Annotated in this window: 14 protein-coding genes; 3 read left to right on the forward strand and 11 right to left on the reverse strand. The window is 44.2% G+C overall.

Annotation, left to right across the window (positions count from 1 at the left end):
- Positions 1-1,071: 1,071 nt before the first annotated feature.
- The 3 genes from DIU38_RS12300 to DIU38_RS12310 all read left to right on the forward strand — a co-directional run bounded on the left by DIU38_RS12300 (position 1,072) and on the right by DIU38_RS12310 (position 4,893).
- Complete coding sequence (locus DIU38_RS12300; RefSeq protein WP_112654983.1) at positions 1,072-2,757, forward strand: glycoside hydrolase family 26 protein; 1,686 nt, start codon at positions 1,072-1,074, stop codon at positions 2,755-2,757.
- A 122-nt stretch (positions 2,758-2,879) separates the two neighbouring features.
- Complete coding sequence (locus tag DIU38_RS12305) at positions 2,880-3,830, forward strand: manganese catalase family protein (protein ID WP_112654984.1); 951 nt, start codon at positions 2,880-2,882, stop codon at positions 3,828-3,830.
- A 208-nt stretch (positions 3,831-4,038) separates the two neighbouring features.
- A complete protein-coding gene (locus tag DIU38_RS12310; RefSeq protein WP_112654985.1) occupies positions 4,039-4,893 on the forward strand; it encodes an SDR family oxidoreductase in 855 nt (284 codons plus the stop codon).
- Positions 4,894-5,226: 333 nt separating this feature from the next.
- Here the strand turns inward: DIU38_RS12310 and DIU38_RS12315 are convergent, their stop codons facing one another.
- The 11 genes from DIU38_RS12315 to DIU38_RS12355 all read right to left on the reverse strand — a co-directional run bounded on the left by DIU38_RS12315 (position 5,227) and on the right by DIU38_RS12355 (position 19,675).
- Positions 5,227-6,834, reverse strand: a complete 1,608-nt coding sequence (locus DIU38_RS12315) for an arylsulfatase (protein ID WP_112654986.1) — start codon at positions 6,832-6,834, stop codon at positions 5,227-5,229.
- A 19-nt stretch (positions 6,835-6,853) separates the two neighbouring features.
- Positions 6,854-8,302 (reverse strand): glycoside hydrolase family 31 protein, encoded by a 1,449-nt coding sequence (locus DIU38_RS34000; RefSeq protein WP_244311292.1) that lies wholly within the window; start codon positions 8,300-8,302, stop codon positions 6,854-6,856.
- Positions 8,303-8,444: 142 nt separating this feature from the next.
- Positions 8,445-9,326, reverse strand: coding sequence for an alpha-glucosidase domain-containing protein (locus DIU38_RS34005; protein WP_244311293.1), 882 nt, complete (start codon positions 9,324-9,326; stop codon positions 8,445-8,447).
- Positions 9,326-10,471, reverse strand: a complete 1,146-nt coding sequence (locus DIU38_RS12325) for a glycoside hydrolase family 88/105 protein (protein WP_112654988.1) — start codon at positions 10,469-10,471, stop codon at positions 9,326-9,328. The genes DIU38_RS34005 and DIU38_RS12325 overlap by 1 nt, the downstream gene beginning before the upstream one ends.
- A 43-nt stretch (positions 10,472-10,514) precedes the next feature.
- Entirely contained in the window at positions 10,515-12,656 is a 2,142-nt protein-coding gene (locus DIU38_RS12330; protein ID WP_112654989.1) for a hypothetical protein, read from the reverse strand.
- A 10-nt stretch (positions 12,657-12,666) separates the two neighbouring features.
- On the reverse strand, positions 12,667-13,200 hold the full coding sequence (locus tag DIU38_RS34010; RefSeq protein ID WP_244311294.1) for a glycoside hydrolase family protein: 534 nt from the start codon (positions 13,198-13,200) through the stop codon (positions 12,667-12,669).
- Between the two features lie 173 nt (positions 13,201-13,373).
- Positions 13,374-13,736 carry a hypothetical protein gene (locus DIU38_RS34015; protein ID WP_244311295.1) on the reverse strand — a complete coding sequence of 121 codons (363 nt, stop codon included), beginning with the start codon at positions 13,734-13,736 and terminating at the stop codon, positions 13,374-13,376.
- A 26-nt stretch (positions 13,737-13,762) separates the two neighbouring features.
- Entirely contained in the window at positions 13,763-14,569 is an 807-nt protein-coding gene (locus tag DIU38_RS12340; RefSeq protein WP_167516154.1) for a rhamnogalacturonan acetylesterase, read from the reverse strand.
- A gap of 13 nt (positions 14,570-14,582) precedes the next feature.
- The gene (locus DIU38_RS12345; RefSeq protein WP_112654990.1) at positions 14,583-15,350 is read right to left on the reverse strand and encodes a rhamnogalacturonan acetylesterase; all 768 of its coding nucleotides are present in this window, start codon (positions 15,348-15,350) and stop codon (positions 14,583-14,585) included.
- 1 nt (position 15,351) lies between these two features.
- Positions 15,352-18,285 (reverse strand): exo-beta-1,4-galactosidase, encoded by a 2,934-nt coding sequence (locus DIU38_RS12350; protein WP_112654991.1) that lies wholly within the window; start codon positions 18,283-18,285, stop codon positions 15,352-15,354.
- The gene (locus DIU38_RS12355) at positions 18,266-19,675 is read right to left on the reverse strand and encodes a glycoside hydrolase family 28 protein (protein WP_112654992.1); all 1,410 of its coding nucleotides are present in this window, start codon (positions 19,673-19,675) and stop codon (positions 18,266-18,268) included. The genes DIU38_RS12350 and DIU38_RS12355 overlap by 20 nt, the downstream gene beginning before the upstream one ends.
- Positions 19,676-19,767 lie beyond the last annotated feature (92 nt).

Raw genomic sequence — 19,767 nt, forward strand, 5'->3', positions numbered from 1 at the left:
TACAAGAACATAGCTCCGCTAACCAAAAAAATGATAGTTAATGATTTTGAAGACATTCGAAAAGCGGGGATAAATACTGTAAAAATATATGGGCCCAATATTTACGATCACTCAATTTTTGAAGCAGCGGCACAAAAGGGCTTAAAAATTAATTATAGCTTCTGGGTGCCTGCCCCATCAAGCTTCATTAATGATACCACCTACCTGCACGAGCAATTCAATATCATCCTTAACACCATAAATAAAAATAAATTAAACCCTAACATCAGTGCCTGGAACTTAGGCAATAGTACCTACCAGCAGCTATCCCAATTTTATCATGGGCCACAGTTGTACTGGGCCCAACAGCATTATATCAATTTGTTAAAACGTTTGGTAAATGAAATCAAACATGAAGACCCAACAAGGCCATTAACCATTGACCTTTTATCCTCTCCCACACTTAACCCTGCTATGCAAATATTAAAGGAGCAAATACCGGCAATTGATGCTTTCGGAGTAATTGTTGATAATAAACAGTCATTGAAATATGTTAGCCGTGATTTTAAAACACCTTATTTTTTCAGTTGCACTGATCCCGGCGCACTCGAAGGTGTACAGCATTCCGGCGGAATTTTTTACGCTAACTGGCAGGATCAACAAAGCGGCATCGCTGTCACGTTTGACGGCTTAAAAGATGTATGGGGCAGAAATAAACGTTACCTTTATAAAATAAGCAGGAACTGGAATGGCAATACACCTTTCTATAATTTGCCCGATGTTAAAATACTAAAACCTGCATTAACAACTATTCCCGGAGCATCCCTGCGCTATAACGCCCTGGTATTTTCCTACGGTCACTGGAACATCGCCGCCTATTTAAAAACCGGGTTGAAATTTGAATGGTATCTTGTCAAAACAGACAATTGGGGTAATGCAACCGGCATGAAAAAGGTAGGAAGCAGTCCGGAGGTATACGTTACAATCCCAAAAAATGATGACAGATACAGGCTGTACCTTGTTGCAACCGATGGCGATAATGTAACTGTTGACTACGCAACATTAAATACCCCTCTTCAAAATTAATCGTCAATGAAAAAAAAGTCCGTAAAGATTTATTTAGCGATCAGTTTAGGTATAATCTTCGTTATATCCTTTTGGGGAATTAAACTTTTTCGCAGTGATTATTTTACAAATGACTACTACCGCAGCAACGAGCAGGTGGTTGGCATATTTAACCGCAGGAATTTAAGTGATACCTTACCGGCCAAACCCATTAGTTGTTACACGGCAGTGTTTAAAAATACGGCTATAAGGTCAAGCCGGGGCAATGTTGAAACAGCTTTGGCTAACAATGATGTATTAATTACCGTGGAAACCTGGCTTAAAGGCGTAAATTATCAAAACAACGTTTTAACTGAAGTGCTTAATGGTGGTTTTGATAAGCAGATCCATGAGCTGGCTGTTTTGGCGGCAAAAAGTCACCATCAGGTTTTTATCCGCTGGAATCCTGACATGGAAGTACCGGCCAGTGTATTTCCCTGGCAATATAAATCGCCTAAAGACTATATTACTTCATTTAATTATTTTTCAAAAAAAATTAAAATGATTGCCCCAAGGGCACAAATCATCTGGGGACCCTCAGGTTATCCCGGCGATACCGAATACTGGCCCGGCAATAGGGCTGTTGATTATGTAAGTATAACAATTGGAAGCAAATCAGAAGATAGCACTAACTTTTATCCAAAAGACAGTGCGGTTTCTGATATGTTAAAACATAAGCTCCATCGCTTAAGGTTTATAGACAAACCGGTATTGATCATAGACAATAATACCGGAAAAACACCTTTTAAATACAGTTGGCTAAACGAACAAAAAGACTATTTTATAAAATACCGGAATACCGTATACAGTGCCGACAACTACGCGGATAGTGCCGCTAAAAAGCCGGTAAGGGCCTCGCTCAAGATTGGGGTATTTGACCCAAATAAAAAACTGCTCAATCAACCAAGAATTAGTGTAGAACATCTTTTTACAGATTGGGGCGAAGTTGAAAGAGGCGATTTTGAGAAAAAATTCTCGGAGGTCATTAGCCGTCACCATGACGTTATTGTAACCATGGAACCATGGCGTGACACCAGCGGAATATCGGATACTGTTGTCACGGAAAGTATTTTAAACGGCCGTTATAATAAGCAGATCAAAAAATTATTTAGTATAATTTCTGCCACACAGAATATCGTTTATCTCAGATGGATGCATGAAATGGAGATCCCTATCCACCGGTACAAGTGGCAAAGTCAGGATCCGGTTAACTACATCAATGCCTTCAGATATTTTATGCAGTTTGACGGAGGGCCGGGCAAAAATGTCAGAAAGGTTTGGGGACCTGCCGGCGACCGGGGCTCGGCGGATTTTTGGCCCGGAAGCGATGTAGTAGATTATATCAGTATAGCCATTTACGGTTTGCCGGATAAAAACATTACCGATCAGGATAAGCAGGAAGCCTTCAGCACCATATTTAACCGAAAATATTTTCGGATGAGGTTTCTTGATAAGCCTTTGTTCATAACCGAATTCGGTGTAAAGGGATCAGAAAGCTTTCAGGACAAATGGCTTGCCGATGCCGCTGAAACAATAAATGCGAACCCTCATATTTTTGGCGTTTGCTACTTTAATTTATATGACAACCCCAAGGCCTGGGGTGATATTAAAGCCCCTAACTGGAGCATTACTCCGCAGTCGATGCTCAAATTTTGCAGTTTATTGAAACAGTAATCATATTAATGATTGGTAAAATAGATCACTTTTATTTTCATATTAAATAAATTTATTAAATTATAAAACATAAAGCACTACCCATGGTTGTATCATAACACTATCTACCAAAATCAAATGTTATGTTTCACCATGTAAAAGAACTACAATTTAACGCGCGCGTATCGCGCCCCGACCCACAGTTTGCCAATTTATTACTGGAGCAGTTTGGCGGAGAAAACGGCGAACTGGCCGCAGCCATGCAATACTTCACGCAGGCCTTTGGAGCCAAGGTTCCATTCCCCGACAAATATGATATGCTGATGGATATCGCCACCGAGGAATTCAGTCACCTTGAAATTGTGGGCGCCACTATTCAAATGTTGCTCAAAGGCGTTAATGGCGAACTTAAGAACGCTGCCGACAGTTCTGAGATCATGCAGGTTTTGAATGGTAAAGCTGCCAAAGAAGATATAATTCACCAGGCGGTATTCGCCAATCCACAGTTTGGCGTTATTACAGGCGGCGGTGTTACGCCCCGCAACAGCCAGGGCATACCATGGTGTGCAAGTTATATCCATTCAAATGGCGACCTGACTGTCGATCTTCGCAGTAACCTTGCCTCAGAGTCACGCGCCAAACTGGTTTATGAACACCTGATGAAGTTCACTAATGATCCTTACATTCATGAAACACTGTCTTTCCTGATGACCCGTGAAGTGGCACATTACAAGATGTTTGAAGCGGCTTTAAACGATATCCAGCCGAACTTTCCACCAGGCGTACTGGCGGCCGATCCACGCTTTACCCAGCAGTATTTCAATCTGTCTAATGGTGCCGACGTTCACGGACCGTGGAATGAAGGCGAAATGCCTGATTTGGAAAAAGAATTCATCTACATAGCTGACCCGATCAAGCACGTCAGGGAAACACAGGGCCTCACCCAACTGGAAGACGATAAGGCGAGGGAACTTAAACAGGCCGAAAAGCTGAATAAGCAAATGAGCCAGGAAAAAAGTACCGAAGTAAAGGATGCCGAGCCCGAAGGCGTGGCGCAATGGAGTATTTATCCTGATAATAATAAAAGGGCCTGAAATACTTAAAAAAAACTACCGGCCGTCATCCTGCTGATGACGGCTTTTATTAAACAGTTGCCCAGGCATTTTTAATGGCGCTAACTCCCCCCTTTTCGAAAGCTTTACAGCTAACGATTTTTTAAGAAAGTTTAAACAACTTTCAATAAGCGTCTGTGTTTCGGCTTTCGTTAGTCAACTCAACAACAACACTTTTTTAAAAGAATCTATGATAACCAAAGAAGAAAGACCGCAAAAGCAGGATAGGCAGCCAGGTATTGAAGCAAAGATGCATCCGGCTCCGGAATACATTAAAGACAACTATAAAGCTGCCGGCAAGTTGCAGGAAAAAATAGCCCTCATTACCGGGGGCGACAGTGGAATTGGCCGCGCGGTAAGCGTACATTTTGCGCAGGAAGGTGCTAATGTGGCCATCGTTTACCTGGATGAGGACGAAGATGCCAAAATCACAAAGGACCTGGTTGAATTAACAGGCCAGCAATGCCTGCTCATTAAAGGGGACGTAAAAGACCCGGCCTTTTGCAAACACGCGGTACAACAAACCATACAAGAATTTGGCAAGCTCAATATCCTGGTGAACAATGCAGGTATGCAATTCCCGCAAAAAGACGTCAGGGCAATTGATCCCGGGCAACTGGATGTTACCTTCCGCACCAATATATTTGCCTATTTCTATTTTGCAGAAGCTGCTTTAGATCATATGCATGCCGGCGATTGCATTATCAATACCACTTCGGTAACCGCCTATCGTTCTTCGCCTTCGCTTATTGATTACTCATCAACCAAAGGCGCTATCACTACCTTTACACGATCACTGGCTACCAACCTGACAGAAAAAGGGATCCGGGTTAACGCCGTAGCACCCGGACCGGTCTGGACCCCACTTATTGTATCCACCTTCGACGAAGAAAAGATCAAAAAGTTTGGCAGCGAAACGGCTATGAAACGTGCCGGACAGCCTTCTGAGCTTGGCCCCGCCTATGTTTTTCTGGCTTCAGACGACTCTTCCTTTATTACAGGCCAGGTAATCCATGTGAACGGCGGCGAAGTAGTAAACGGATAAGGCGACACCTATTAAAAGTAAACCCAAGCACAACATCAGTTATCTTCCTCCGGGCAGAGCCCGGCTTCGCAGTAAAAGAAAATCACCTTTTTTTTTGTTATAATAACATCACCATGAAAACAACAAATTGATAATTGCAGTTCCTCTACCTCACCATAGAAAAATAGACGGCTCGCCGATAGCAGCAGTGTAAACAGGGGCGGCGGGCCTTCGTTATTTCATCGGTTTGTGGATGGGCCTTAACGGTACTATGTGGAACTGAGCTAAAACATTGGCATTGGTAAAAGCTGGAAGCAGGAATACACAAACTTAAGGCTAATTTATACTTTTTAATTATTCGCCTTTCGCTTTTGCTAATTTATCATACTCCACCACTCCTGCCCTGGTGGCCCATAGCTTGTACATTGCTTCAAGCTCGGCTACTTTTTGAGGATATTGGACACTCAGGTCATTTAACTCGGAGCGGTCCGTGCTGATATTATATAGTTCCCATTTATTTTCGGGGCGTTGAGAAACCAGTTTCCAGTCGCCTTGTCTTACAGCACGATTGCCTTCGTGTTCAAAAAACAGCCCGTTATGCCCTTGCCACTTCTGGCCTTTAAATACTGGCACCAGGCTTATACCTTCTGTTGGAGTAATGTTATTTCCATGATAAACTTTAGGATAAGTTGCGCCGGCCAAATCAAGGCAGGTTGCCATCAGATCTATAATATGAGCGGGCTTATTAACAATTGAGCCGGGTTTAATCACATCGGGGTAATAAGCTATAAAAGGGGTAGCCGTACCGCCCTCATATTCCCAATGCTTAAATAAGCGAAACGGTGTATTACTTACATTGGCACCCAATGCTCCGTACGATGTAAAAGATGTTGGATCACTTGCAGGCTTACTGTTTGCGGCCAGGACTTCGGGGGTAAAACCCGGCCCGGCAATAGTTTCGTTACTGGCCCCATTATCCGACAGGAACATGATCACTGTATTTTTATCCTCACCCAACTCCTTAAGTTTTTTCCTGATGCGGCCTATGTTCTGATCCATCCGATCAACCATAGCAGCATATACTGCCATTTTAGTATCAAACTGCTCTTTTTCTTCCGGGGTAAGGCTATCCCATTCCGGTACGCTCTTATCCCTTGGCGAAAGTTTTTCATCCTTAGCAATGATCCCCAATTGCTTTTGACGTTCGAGCCGCTCCTGCCTGAGCTTATCCCAACCTTTCAGGTATTTGCCTTTGTATTTGGCAATATCTCCGGGCAATGCCTGAATTGGCCAGTGCGGACTGGTGAAAGCCATGTACAAAAAGAATGGCTTGCCCGTGCCTTTATTCCCCTCAATAAATTTAAGGGCATAATCGGCATACGCATTGGTTGAATACCAGTTTGGCCCTGGTGTGTATTCTTTATCATCTAAAGCAATGGTAAGTTTTTGATTAGGACGATAAGGCATTGTTGGATTAAAATAACTGCTTGCCCCATCAATTAAACCAAAGTAATGATCAAATCCACGTTTAACCGGCCAGCGCGAAGGGTCTGTACCCACATGCCATTTGCCTGCCATCAGCGTATTATAGCCGCCTTCTTTAAGTGCCTCGGCTATGGTTACGCAGTTTTGATTCAGGTAGCCCTGATAAGCCGGCACATCACGGTGGTTTACCATATCGCCCACTCCCGCCTGGTGCTGATAAAGCCCGGTAAGTAACGACGCCCGGGTTGGGCAACAGCGCGACGCATTGTAAAACTGGGTCATCCGCAAACCGCCTTTGGCCATCGCATCCAAATTAGGTGTTTGCGTTTCGGACCCGAAACAGCCGATATCTGAGTAACCCATATCATCAGCCAAAATAATAATGATGTTTGGCCGCTTAGCCGCATGCTTATCCTGGGCAAATATTGGATTGTTTGCCACTGCAAAAAGAAAAATGATTTGAAGGAACTTTTTCATGGAAGACAATTATTGCAATCTATTTGAAATTAAGAACAATATCCTCCCTGTTGTTATGGGAAGTTTTTATCCAAAGCAAATGAGTTGTTTTATCATAATACCAGCCCGCTGCTTTATCTAATGCCTCAACACCATCGGCCATTTTCAGTGGTGCTTTATTTTCTGTTATTGAAGATGGTTCCTTATCACCGGCCCAATGTATTTTGGCCAGATAGCTATGCTGTGCAGGGATAAAACTACCTGCCGGTTTCTTAATCTGCAATTCATAGCTACCGGCTGTATTTGCCAAAGTAATTTGAGTGATCGCCTTATCGCCGTGCTGATACTTTAAACTAACACCGTCATCTTCATACAATTTAAACTCCGACGATCCCTTGTCAGGAAATATATCAAACGTGATCATATCCACCGGTTTTTCATCCATATATTTCATGGCCGGTTGCATTGGGATAATACCTCCTGCTTTTATAAAAATGGGCAAATGATCGGGAGGGGTTAGGATGTGGATATATTGCTTTCCGGTATATTTTGTACCGGTCCAGTAATCAAACCAGGTTCCGTGGGGCAAGTATATCGTACGCGTTTGTGCGCCTTTTTCCGTAACGGGGCAAACCATCAAGTTATCCCCAAACAGGTATTGATCGGCTATATTGTACGTGTTGGGATCATCCTGATATTCCAGCACCAAGGCGCGCATAAGCGGCATGCCGGTTTGATATTGTGTATATGCGTTGCTGTAGATATAAGGTATCAGCCTGTAACGGAGATCGTCGTATTTTTTAAAGTTGGCTAAAGCTTCGGCCCCATAGTTCCATGGTTCTTTATAACCCGGATGATCCATACCAAATACCATGGCTACCGGACTGAACATACCAAACTGCACCCACCGCATATACAACTCCGGATCGGCCGCGTGTTCAAAACCGCCCATGCAATGCGCCCAATACCCCACACCCGACAGGCCAATATTTAACCCGGCCTTTATAACCGGAGCAAAATACTGCCACTCGCTCGGCCAGTCGCCCGCAAAAATGAATGGGTAACGCTGAATGCCGGAATAACCTTCGCGCGTTTGGTTTAAACCACGAATACCATTATATTCCTGAAATTTCAAATACGGCGCTTTAGCATAAGCAATAGGGAATACATTATGCAATTGGGCTACCTCTTTACCCGTAGGCCCAATTTTTTCGCTTTCGTTGGCTAATGAACCGAATGCGCTGCCTTCATCGGTTTTCAGGAATTTAGCACCAATGGAGGCTACTTTCATCACCCCATTATCCCACCACCAGTTTGCAGCCTGCTGATCAAAAAAATTCACGAATTCGCCGGGCTTACCATTTTCGGGATAGGTAAAACCTTTGGCCCGTGCCTCATCAAGCAGGTTCAGATTTTTTGCATTATCAAACCTTGGGCGGATATGCAGCCCCACCATTTTAAAATTCATGGCATACAGGCTATCAAACATAGCTTTGGGGTTTTTAAATGTTTCGCGCCATTCAAAGGTTGTAGCTCCCTTGCCCCATTTTTACCAAACAAGCGCCAGGTAGAATCAAGAAAAAGAATATCAACCGGGATGCCCATCTCGCGCATTTTACGGGCCAATTCTATTACATATCTATCCGAGGTAAGTTCTTCATGCCCCAGGTGCCGCCGCTATAAGTGCCCATATGCAAACCGAAGGCAAACCTTGGCAACAAAGGCGTTTTACCTGTAATTGATAAGTAGCTATTTAAAATAACAGGAAATGTTGGGCCATAAATAAAGTAATAATCCAATTCGCCATCATTTGCCTTAAAACTGTACTCATTATCAGTTTTGCTGTCCATATTCCATTCGGTAGCCGATGAATTGTGCAGGTATATGCCATAGCCCTTAGTGCTCATAAAAAATGGCACCGGGCAGTAGTTAGCCTCGTTGATATTATAAGCGCCAAGCAAGTTATTTTTGCTTTTTCCCCGGCCCACATTCAGCTTTACCAGTTTGTTGCGCTGGTCGGTAAAATCCATACGCTCGCCAAAGCCAAAGAAATGCTCATCGGGAAGCAAATCTTTGGTACACATAACCGTATCACCGATGTGATGTAAACCTCCATTTTGTTTACTATCAGGCACATACTCTGATGATAACATCACGCCCTTGCTGTCTGCGACATTAATTATAAACGGTGATTTAATTACCGTGATAATCAACGCCGACGTTTGGATTACGTATGCCGATTTAGCATCAGTTATTTTATAATCAACAGCGGGCCATGTATAATTTTCCTGCATTAAATGCTCATCCGGTGCAAATTTGCGGCTCCAACTGGCCCTTACCCGGAACATGGATGCAGAGCAGAACTCAATTTTAACATCGCCGTTGGCATTACTGAAAAACAAGGTATTGCCATCCTTTTTGTACCCGGATTTATTGCTGCCGATACCCGTTTGGGCGAAGGCATCCACCACAACCAATAAAACAAAAGCTAAAAACAGGGGGATCTTTTTCATTATTCACTCAGTTTATAAACTTCGCTGCCGGCCAGCAGGAAACAGCCCAAACCATAATCTTCAAAATCGGGTACATTATTGTACCCAACCGGCTGTCCATCTTTTGGTTCTTTGCCCGTTCCTTGTACAAAGCCAAGCATACCATCCGGGTGCAGGCACTCTTTTGCCATGGCATTCCATGCTTTGAAAACTATCGGCAAATAGGTTTTCTTTTTCAGGATGCCGTGATTTATCCCCCAGGCCATACCATAAGTAAACAAGGCTGTGCCAGACAATTCCTTCCCGCCAAAATTCGTTGAATCTTTCAGGCTCACATTCCAGTAGCCATCAACACGCTGTAATGGAACCAAAGCCTCAATCATTTCTTTATATACTGATAAGTATTCATTGCGGTGAGGCGCATGTTTAGGCATAACTTCTAACACGCGCAGCATGGCAGCCACTACCCAACCGTTCCCGCGCGACCAGTAGCAATCCGCTCCGTTAGGTTCTTTATACGGCGGTACAAAGTCTTTATCACGCCACCAAAGATGATCGGCCGTATTGTACAATCCTTTGCCACCGTGAACGGTTTTTGAGTAATTGTAGATGTCGAACATCTTTTCATAATATTTATTGTCGTTATAAACTGCACCAAGCTTGGCATATACCGGCATAGCCATTTGCAGTGCATCTATCCAGTTCCAGTCATCTTTTTTTTCCCTGGTCACCATCAGGTCGATGCTTTGCTTTATTTTTTCAATCCTTTCGGGCTTTTTATCTATCAGGTAAAGGTCGATATAGGTTTGCCCGCAGCATTGATTGTCGGCATTGCGGGTATCAACAGCGCCACGGGGGCTCCACTGATGTTTTTCGCCCCAATCAACTGCATAATCATAGTACCTTTTTTGAGGATCGATTTTATACATCGCCATCAGCCCTTCGTAATAAACAGCCCTCGTCCACAAATTACTGGTGCGGGTGACATTTTTTACGGTAACAGACGCTCCCGGATCCGGCCATTTCTGCATAAAATAATTATTGGCCAGGGTCATACCGGCCAACACCTCTGTTTTTGCAGGCTGTTGGGCAAATGCACTACCTATCATACCCATAACAGCGCATGTGCTTAATACCGTTTTTATTGTAAGCAATAATTTATTCATATCGTAGATTTTATATATCCATTCTAAAAAAACACGTTAAACATTAAGGCATTTTCCTGAGCCCTTCCCACCTTACTTTCCACTTCCCGTTTTTAGGGAAACCGGGATTTACAGTGGCTGAGCCATCCCAGCCGGCACACATCATGGCTACAGCGGCCAGTAAACCACCGTTGCCAGGCAAGTACAGGCGTAATCGCCCGCCCTGGTAATTGTGTCCGTTGGCTAAGTAAGTATTGGTTTTTATGGGCATAAATAAAGCATCGATGGCCTTTTCGGGCATATTTAAGCGGGCGGCGGTCATGGCGGTCATCGGGAAGTCCCAGCCCCAGGTATCCTTCCAATCCCATACATCCCAAACCAGGTTGAAGGTTTTCTTCATTACCACAGTATCCAGTTTACCATTATAGGGCAACATACCATAGGCAGCTAATACGGCCGGGTGATCTGTTTTTAATTTAGGGTTTGTATAGGCATCGGGCGAACTTTCAGCAGCAAGGTAAACACCATCCTTTTGGGGTAACCGGGCCAATTTATCCAGGATTTGGGCGTACTTGTTATCCGGCTGCAAGCCCAGTCGTTTGCGCCATTCCTGGGCGGTATTTAAAGCCCAGCGCCAGTATTGCAACTCATAAGTTGGATTATATGTTTCTTCGGGCTTATAACGTTCCTGCGCCAGGATAATGCCCTTACCTAAATTATACCGGTCATGTTCCTTATCATAAGTTGCGAATGAAGCCATAAAATCGGCGTCGGCCAGTACGAGGTCTTTATACTTATCCAGCGTTTGTTTATTTGGATGGGCACGGTAATCCAGTTCGGCAAAATAAATAATGTGTGGCTGCTGCCAGATGAGAAATGCCCCTACCGAAGATGGGCTTTCATTACCATCAGCGTCGGTCATTTTTTGCCAGCGGATGCCATCATATCCTTGTCTTTTGGCGATAACCCTGGCATTGGCTTTTACGTGATGGTACCAGTCCAAACTATTTTCGAGCAGTTTCTCTCTGCCCCATAATGCAAAATGAATCCCATGCCACCAATGCATCTCAAGGTGTGGCTTGCCGTACCAACTGTTATACGTTAAGCCAGTTTCCTGCGGAGGCTGATGGCCCGAACATTGTATTTTGGTAAGATATTGAGACAGCACCACCCTGCGTTCCAGTTCCTTTGCGCGGGGATCAGCGCTGCCGCTAAAATCAACCGCGCCGCCGCTTTGCCAAAAGGCTTTCCATTGTTGTATGCTGTTGATTTGCGTTTTGGCAAAACCAGGTAAAGCCGCAGTGGATTTCTTTGGATTAAACGAACAGGTAAACGTCAGTTCAGCGGCTTTATCCTGAGGCGTTAACACAAACTGATGGGCAGCAGTATGCTTAACCGAAGCTACACCGTTCCAGGCAAGGCGAACAAAATATTGGCTGGTATCCAAACGATGAATGATGGTAGCCTGGCTGGCACCGGAACCAACAATTGCCGAATAGTGTTTTTGCGGATTTTTCCAGTTATCACCATAATCGGCAAACTGATTGGTTGGGAAAGGGAAACGTAGCCTTACCTTAAGCCTGCCCTGGGCTAACAACGGCGACTGTACTTTTACAGCTATCAGATCCTGCCCCTGGTGCGCATAAGTTTGAACTTTTACCTGCTCGCCGTCAAAAGTAAATGAGCTGCTGATGCACCCTGTCCACAAATTAAGTTCCTGCCGGATATTTTGAATATCAGTTACCCGGGCTTCGGTTCCATCCTTATGCAATAACACAAAGCCAAGATTACCTAATTGCAAGCGATGTACATTTTCTCTAAACCAATTGGCAGCCTCTCTATTACGGCCGGGCTGGTTCCACTGCACCGAATAACTTACGTTGCGGCCATTAAGTGCGTAGGTCTTTAGTGTTTCATCGAACTTGTAGCCTGCGGTATCTTTAAAGCTGTGCCAACCCCACTCAGATTGTGTGCCTAATGGAATGCCTTTATCATAATGTTCAGGAAAGGTTTGTAAGCCTGTAGCGTCAACCGTAAAAGCAAAACGACCATTGCCAACGGAGAGTGAAGATAGCGTGTCGGTGCCATTATTCATCACATTGTGCCTTTGCACCAAAGCCTTACGGTCTATTTTATTTTGCGCCCTCAATAAACCCGGCCAAACAACAGCAAATAATGCAAAATATACAGGCAGTATTTTTTTCATGTTGAGGATGCTATGATTCTATTTTAAATATAAATGGCGATGCTGTCATGTATTTACCGCCCTGCGAGGTAGTAAACATATAAGTTGGTTTACCATTTTGAAATAAGAGCTGGGGCCGCTCAAACCTGCCATATTTGTTAAGGTATTTTGGCGGCGGCGGTTGATTGATATGATAATATTCAGCATTAAAATAGCCAATCTCCGGTTCGCTCCATTTTTTACCGGTTTTTGATTCCATGTATAAACCATACTGGTGATTAAATACACCCATGTCCCGGGCAAGCATTTTAAAGCGGCCCTTATCAAGCCAAACAAAAGCATCCTCCAACTGGGCATTATTGCCCCGTCCTGAAAAATCTATAACCGGGTTGCTATCATACTTGATATAAGGGCCTTCCAGTTTATCGGCAATAGCCAAACCATATTTACGGTTCCCCTTTACCAATGGGTCGGTTGATGTTTCATATTCTTTAGTGTTCCATGATTTATAAAACAGCCAATATTGCCCGTTGGGATGTTTAATAAATGCGGGTTGGTAGTGCAATGATCATCCCAGGCACCTTCCGGGCCCGGTAAAAGCAACGGTTCATCCGGGCGTGTCCAGGGGCCATCCAAAGAATCGGCGGTAGCCAGGCCTATCCGTTTTGTATTGGTTTTACCGTTGGAATTGCCATAAAAAACAGGCAATATTTACCATCAACTACTTTTATCGACGGGTTATGACAGGTAGTAGCATCCCAATAACCCGGCCCACGCGGGCAAGAATGGTTCCCAGAAATTTAAACTCACTTTCGGCGTATCAGCTACGGCATGACAGATTTCGGATCCATTGATCCATCCGCCCATTTTTTTTGAGGCAATCCATCTCGAAAAAAACACATGGATCCGGCCATCGGGCCCCTCAATAGGACTGTTGCACCAAACGTAGTAACCCTCCATTTCCAATGCGCGACCAACTGGCTTCAGTTTTTTGGCAAATGCCGAAATACGATCATTTGAATTCCCAAAGGCCCAACCCGGCAATAATGCCATAGCCGAAGCCACGCTTAACTGTTCGATAAAATCTCTTCTTTTCATCATCCAAACACAATCATTTACAGAACCTGTTACCTTAAATATTTATTGAGCGCCAGCTGATTGAATGACCGGATACCCTGAATAACCATGCTGGCATTTAGCTGAGCACCCGGCTCAAGCGTATGCGTGGCATCAGTGCCGAAGTAGGTTGACTTAACTTTTGTTTCGCCTTCCGTATCGTAATCATCGGCAATTAGTTTGTTTAGGTCGATGAAAAAAGCCCCGGTTTGTTCGCACAACTCACGCGCCCATTGCCCATAGTTGTTTTCATTGTTACGCCCTGCAGATTTACCATCTTTCCACACATTACGGGGTATCGGGGAGCAGATGATCGGAGTTGCCCCCTTTGCCTTAATATCGGCAATAAACTTGCGCATATACCAACCGTAGGTATGTACCACCTCTTTTACTTTTCTTATCGGGTTGTATATTTCCTGCTGTTCGTCGCCAATGCCTTTGATAGTTCCGCGGGCACGGGCTGTATCATCCAGCGCACCGGCGTCATTGTGGCCAAACTGCATGATCACAAAATCGCCGGGTTTAACTTTAACCAATACCTTATCCCACAAACCCATGGTTTGAAAGGTGCGGCTGCTGGTGCCGCCAAGCGCATCATTTTCGACCGTTATTTTTGTTGTATCAAAATAAGGGGCTATGTAATTCCCCCAGCCCCATAAACCACCATCGCCTTTGCCTTTACCATTTTTTACAGTCGAATCGCCTATCAGGTAAAAGGTTGGCTTATCGGCAGGTTTCATCAACATAAAAGAAGATAATATTATACTCAAGGCCAGTAATAAGCCTAAGCCGGCATTTGTACGGATCATATTTTTCATAGCAACCTGAAATTTAGTTTTTAAGGTATTTATTAAGAGGATTTGCAGGATTGGCCTTAATGCCATCAACTACCGATTCTGCATTTACCGTAGCGCCCATTTTATTAGTGTGGGTATGATCTCCGGGGAAAAATTTCTTAACTGAATCGGCTCCCCATTTATCATATTTATTGGCTGTGATACGGTTCATATCAATGAAGATGACACCTTCCTGCTGCGCCACCTCCTGAGCCCATTTACCATAATCGTTATCGGCACGAACAACTTTGCCATCACGAAATTCATTACGCGGGATCATGGACAGTACCATAGGCGTTGCACCTTTAGCTTTGGTATCCCTTATAAATTTGTGAAAATACCAGCCATAGGTATGTACTGTTTCTTTGGTACCGTTAGGCCAGGTAAGCTCTACCGTTTCATTACCTGTACCCTTTAATACACCCCGATAACCGGTTTTTGTAGTATCTGGTTTACTGCCTTCATTATGGCCGAATACCATCATCACATAATCGCCCGGCTTTAAAAGCGAATCAACTTTGTTCCAGCGGCCTTCCTTTATAAAAGTGCGAGTACTGCGACCGGCCATGGCATGGTTTTCAACATTGATCTTCGACAGATCGAAATAATATGGAATGATGCTACCCCAGCCCCATGTTTCTTTATCGTTGTTATGCGTGGTGGAATCGCCAATTAAATAAATGGTTGGCTTTTGCTGATTGATGAAAGCCAGGCCGGCAAAGGCCATTATTAATAAAGCTAAAACCGGTTTCAATACTTTCATATTATTTTTTTATGCTTTTAGGCTTCAGTTCGTCCGGAGCACCGTTGGTATAGGACACAAACACCTCCTTTGAAGCTGTTTTAAAAAGATCTTCAATAGTCTCCATCGCTATCATATCAGCAGGTTTAAACTGCGCTGAATACATATATTTTAAAATACTGTAATATAATTGCTTGGCAGCAGGCCTGTCATCGCCGGATGTTGGTGACAGATCGGCACTGCTCACCATCAGACTTCCCTTACCTACCTTTGCTTCAAAGAGCAACGCTAAACGGCGGTTCATAAACCAGGTATCAATAGGCTGAATAACCGGTCGGAATGTTGCCGGAAAATCTTCCAGGTGCATTAACTGAGCGTTCGACAGGATATCCCACCATTGTATTTCACTGTATAATGATGTCGGGAAATCATTAAACGCAGGATGCTTAGTATCGCACACAAAACCCAGCGTATGCGGCGGGCGCATTTTAAACCAGGAGGTATTCCAGAAAACCGGCGTGAACGTTTGTATAATTTCCTTGCCCTTTATTATTTTACCAGAGGCATTCAGAAATACTTTGCCGCCATTATTGAGTACCTCTTTGGCCTTATCATCCAGCAAGGTAGTATAATACACATCGGTTTTTACAGCAGGTAATGTTGCCGGATACACCCAAAAGTCCCAATCGTTTACATATTGAGTGTTGGGTACGGATACTTCAAGGTTCAGTTTTACCGGCGACTTTATTTTTGATAAAGGCACATTGATCATCCCTGCCTGCTGGCAGTTGCCCATTCCATAACTCTTCTTATCCAGCACACCCGCACTAATTACCTTATGCTGCACATCGGTTAATTTCCAGTTAAGCGCGGTTGCCATAGGCTTGCTATAGTTAAACAGCTCAACCTGAGCCTTTAGCGTTTCGTTGTTTTGATATACAAACTTTTCGGTACGGATAAGCGGTACGGTGGAATTACAAAACCGGGCAAACTGCTTTGCAGTTATATAACCCTTGCTATCCCAAAAGGCATTAAGTACCCCAACCAACGCTGTACCCTGGCCCGGATAATCATTTAACGAAAGCAACTGAAAACCCGAATATCCGGGTGTACGCATGGCTTTTTCAATTTCGTACTTATAACATAAAACCTGTAATTTCCCCGAAGCCATCAGGTACTTTTCGGCCTCGTCGGCCATGCCGTGATCTTTAAGGTCTTCCTGAAAAAGTTCAAAGTTTTTGGCTTTATATATACCCGTATACTTCCTGATTTCCTTAAAATCGGGGAAGGCACAATATTGCCCCATTTCATGAGCCACAAAGGGCACATTAAACTGAGCTATCTGTTTACTGTAATCTGAGTAACTTTCAGGTCGCTGGTTCCAGGCCAGGCCGCGCGCGCCTGCGCGGGCCATATATTCGCTATTGGGGATTACCGGCCAGCTGCCGCCTACCGCCGCGCCAGTGTAAAGCCTGCGCGGATCTTTAGCTTTCCAATAATCAACAAATTTGGTAAGGTATTCTACTTGTTTACCGCTTGGCTCATTACCATAAGCCATCATACAAAATGAGGGATGATTACCGTACCACTTAACCATACGGTTTGTTTCGTCATAAATATATTGGTCGATGGGTCGCCCTAAGCCTAAACCGCTGCCATGATTTGCCCACGAAGGCCCTTCCACATGCAAATAGAAGCCGGCTTTATCGGCTGCTGCGAATGCAGCCTCTGGCGGACACCAGGAGTGAAAACGCATGTGGTTAAGCCCATGTTCCCTGCAAATCTTAAAGATCCTGTCCCATTCCGCTTCAGTAGTGGGTGGGTAACCCGTAAGCGGAAACTCGCAGTTATTCACCGTACCGCGCAGAAAAACAGGTTTACCGTTTATGGTGAATGTTCTTCCATCGGCTTTAAACTCGTGCATGCCAAAATTCAACTGCCTGATATCTGTTGATCCATCCGCAGTGTGCAGCGTTGCTGTAAGCCGGTATAAAACCGGATTAAATTCATCCCATGTTTGCATTTTGGGCCCCATTGGTAAATCGACGGTTAACTCAGCCACACTATCTTTAACATTTACAGTTTTGCTTACAGCTGGTATAAGTTGCGATACCGGAGTATTAAATGCTTTGGCCGAAAGCGTGATGTTGCCGCTAACAGATGCCAGTTCGGTTTTTATCCGTACTTTGATATGGGCTGTTTTTTGTTGCAGATCAGGATATACCTGGATCTCATCCAGCCAGGTCTGACTTCCGGCCCGCAACTCCATTTTACCGATCACCCCATTCCAGTTGCCCTGTGTATGATCAGTGACGCTATGAGAATCGGGACCTACATTGATGGCTTTAATCCGGTTATCAATACAAAGCGTGATCTGATGTTTTCCAGGCGATAAATGATCTCCAAGATCATACTGATGCGGGGCCACGAGACTGTTTTGCATACCAATTTCGGTGCTATCAACCCATAACCTGGTTTCGGTGTGGGCTCTTTCCAGGAAAAGCACAAGGTGTTTGTTTTTCCAATCTGCCGGGATAATCACTTCTTTTTTATACCATGCAGCTCCTGCGTAGTATTTCGGTGGTGTAAGCCAAAATGGTATTTTGAGATTGCCGGGCACCCGGTACTTAGCTAACCGAGGGTTGTAAAACCATGAGCTGTCATAAATACTGCCTGTCCATTTTGTTTTAAGGGTGATGTCATCACCTTTTAGGTTTTGGGTCATAGAGCCCGGCAAATGGATAGTATCCGCCAGTGATTTTAAGAACCATTTCTCTTCAATCCCCTTATCGGCCGGATCCATCTGAAACTGCCACCGGCCTGCCAGCGAAATAACACTACCATCCTTTTGTGCCGAAGGAATTGACCAGGCACTAAAAAGCAATGCCAAACCAGCTCCCACACAAATAAGGAATTTCTTTAAAGGATTGTATTTATTATCGACCGGCAACCGCATCAGTTAAATTAAGTTTTGTATTGTCCTGAGTAATTACCTGAGAGTTTTGCCACTCCCATGCTTGTCCAAACTGCACATCGCCCGCAGTACCCGCCTCAATATTAACTCCATCAAAATGAAAATTTTGCATAGTTGATTCTTTAAGCCCAATAGCATTAATGGCTTTTTTAGCACCGGTAACTTTAATATTTGAAATATAAACATCCTTAAAGTGCGGGATCCCTTTTTCCGCGGGATCCACTTTATGCAGGATCTTTTTCCAATGATCGGGCAGCGTTGCTTCATTGTAACCATCGGGTAATTTAGAATAGCTGTAGCTTGGGTTCCAGTTCATAGTGATTTGAAAAGCCGTGCCTACGCCATTCATGGTTATGTTTGTAAAGTGGATATCCTCAACCGTGCCGCCGCGCGTAATGGCAGATTTAATGTTTAAACCATTACTGGTTCCGTTACCTATCAGATCGGTGGCAAGCACATGCCTGATCCCGCCCGAAGTTTCGCTGCCGCAGGTAAGCAACCCAGCGCCAGCCCTTGATACACATTTGCGGATCACCACATATTCGGTCGGTTTATTTACCCGCAGCCCATCCCAATCCCTGCCGGCTTTAAGGCAAAAATCATCGTCATTACAGTCAATATCGCAGTTTTGCACCAGGATCCAACTGGACGAATCTATATCTATCCCATCTGTCGATGGCCCATGCCCATCAACGTTATTGCGGATGGTGATGTCATCAACAGTAACATGATCCGAATAAAGCAACTGCACCGTCCAAAACCCGGCCTGTTGCAGCGTAATATTTTTAATGGTAACATCTGCCGAATTAGAAACCAGTAACGTACGCGGGCGCTTGGCGTCATAATCAACTATCCAGCGTAAGCCTTTGGGGTCATATTCAGCCCGCATTTTGCGGTAAATATCCCAAAATGGTTTACCCTGTGCGTTTACCAGTCCTTTCCCGGTAATTGCCACATTGGCTTGCCCGGCTATGTTGATCAAAGCAGCCGGCCATTTCATTTCAATACCGGCAACGCGGGTATCAATTTCAGGATAATCTTTTAAATTCTGGCTACCCAACAACGCTACTCCCTCATCAATATTCAGACAAACATTATTCTTCAAAAAAATTGAACCTGTTAAATATTTACCGGGTTTAAATGTGACTATACCGCCACCTTTTGCCGAACACTGATCAATAGTTTTTTGTATGGCGGCCGTGTTTAAAGTGACACCATCATTGACCGCGCCATTATCATTTACATACCACACCATTGTTTTTTGCGGGGCGTGCCGGGCCCCAACTTTTTTTGCCCAGTCCAGGTTAGTTTGCCCGTTTACTGCATTCGCGGCAATAACTATCAGGAAAACAGAATAACGTAATAATTTCATAGGTAAGCTTATTCTTTAAATGGTTTATCCCCCAAGCAGGGAGATAAACCATTTTTATGATGATCAAAATCGTTTGTTCATCATTCCCCCGG

The organism is Mucilaginibacter metallidurans, assembly GCF_003286435.2.
GTDB classification, from domain to species: domain Bacteria; phylum Bacteroidota; class Bacteroidia; order Sphingobacteriales; family Sphingobacteriaceae; genus Mucilaginibacter; species Mucilaginibacter gossypii.

Bases quoted from the DNA above. Each gene is read 5' to 3' on its own strand.
- DIU38_RS12305 (WP_112654984.1), top strand. From the start codon at position 2,880: ATGTTTCACCATGTAAAAGAACTACAATTTAACGCGCGCGTATCGCGC.
- DIU38_RS12300 (WP_112654983.1), top strand. From the start codon at position 1,072: ATGAAAAAAAAGTCCGTAAAGATTTATTTAGCGATCAGTTTAGGTATA.
- DIU38_RS12325 (WP_112654988.1), bottom strand. From the start codon at position 10,471: ATGAATAAATTATTGCTTACAATAAAAACGGTATTAAGCACATGCGCT.
- DIU38_RS12340 (WP_167516154.1), bottom strand. From the start codon at position 14,569: ATGAAAAATATGATCCGTACAAATGCCGGCTTAGGCTTATTACTGGCC.
- DIU38_RS12350 (WP_112654991.1), bottom strand. From the start codon at position 18,285: ATGCGGTTGCCGGTCGATAATAAATACAATCCTTTAAAGAAATTCCTT.
- DIU38_RS12310 (WP_112654985.1), top strand. From the start codon at position 4,039: ATGATAACCAAAGAAGAAAGACCGCAAAAGCAGGATAGGCAGCCAGGT.
- DIU38_RS34015 (WP_244311295.1), bottom strand. From the start codon at position 13,736: ATGATGAAAAGAAGAGATTTTATCGAACAGTTAAGCGTGGCTTCGGCT.
- DIU38_RS34000 (WP_244311292.1), bottom strand. From the start codon at position 8,302: ATGTTTGATAGCCTGTATGCCATGAATTTTAAAATGGTGGGGCTGCAT.
- DIU38_RS34005 (WP_244311293.1), bottom strand. From the start codon at position 9,326: ATGAAAAAGATCCCCCTGTTTTTAGCTTTTGTTTTATTGGTTGTGGTG.
- DIU38_RS12315 (WP_112654986.1), bottom strand. From the start codon at position 6,834: ATGAAAAAGTTCCTTCAAATCATTTTTCTTTTTGCAGTGGCAAACAAT.
- DIU38_RS12355 (WP_112654992.1), bottom strand. From the start codon at position 19,675: ATGAAATTATTACGTTATTCTGTTTTCCTGATAGTTATTGCCGCGAAT.
- DIU38_RS12345 (WP_112654990.1), bottom strand. From the start codon at position 15,350: ATGAAAGTATTGAAACCGGTTTTAGCTTTATTAATAATGGCCTTTGCC.
- DIU38_RS12330 (WP_112654989.1), bottom strand. From the start codon at position 12,656: ATGAAAAAAATACTGCCTGTATATTTTGCATTATTTGCTGTTGTTTGG.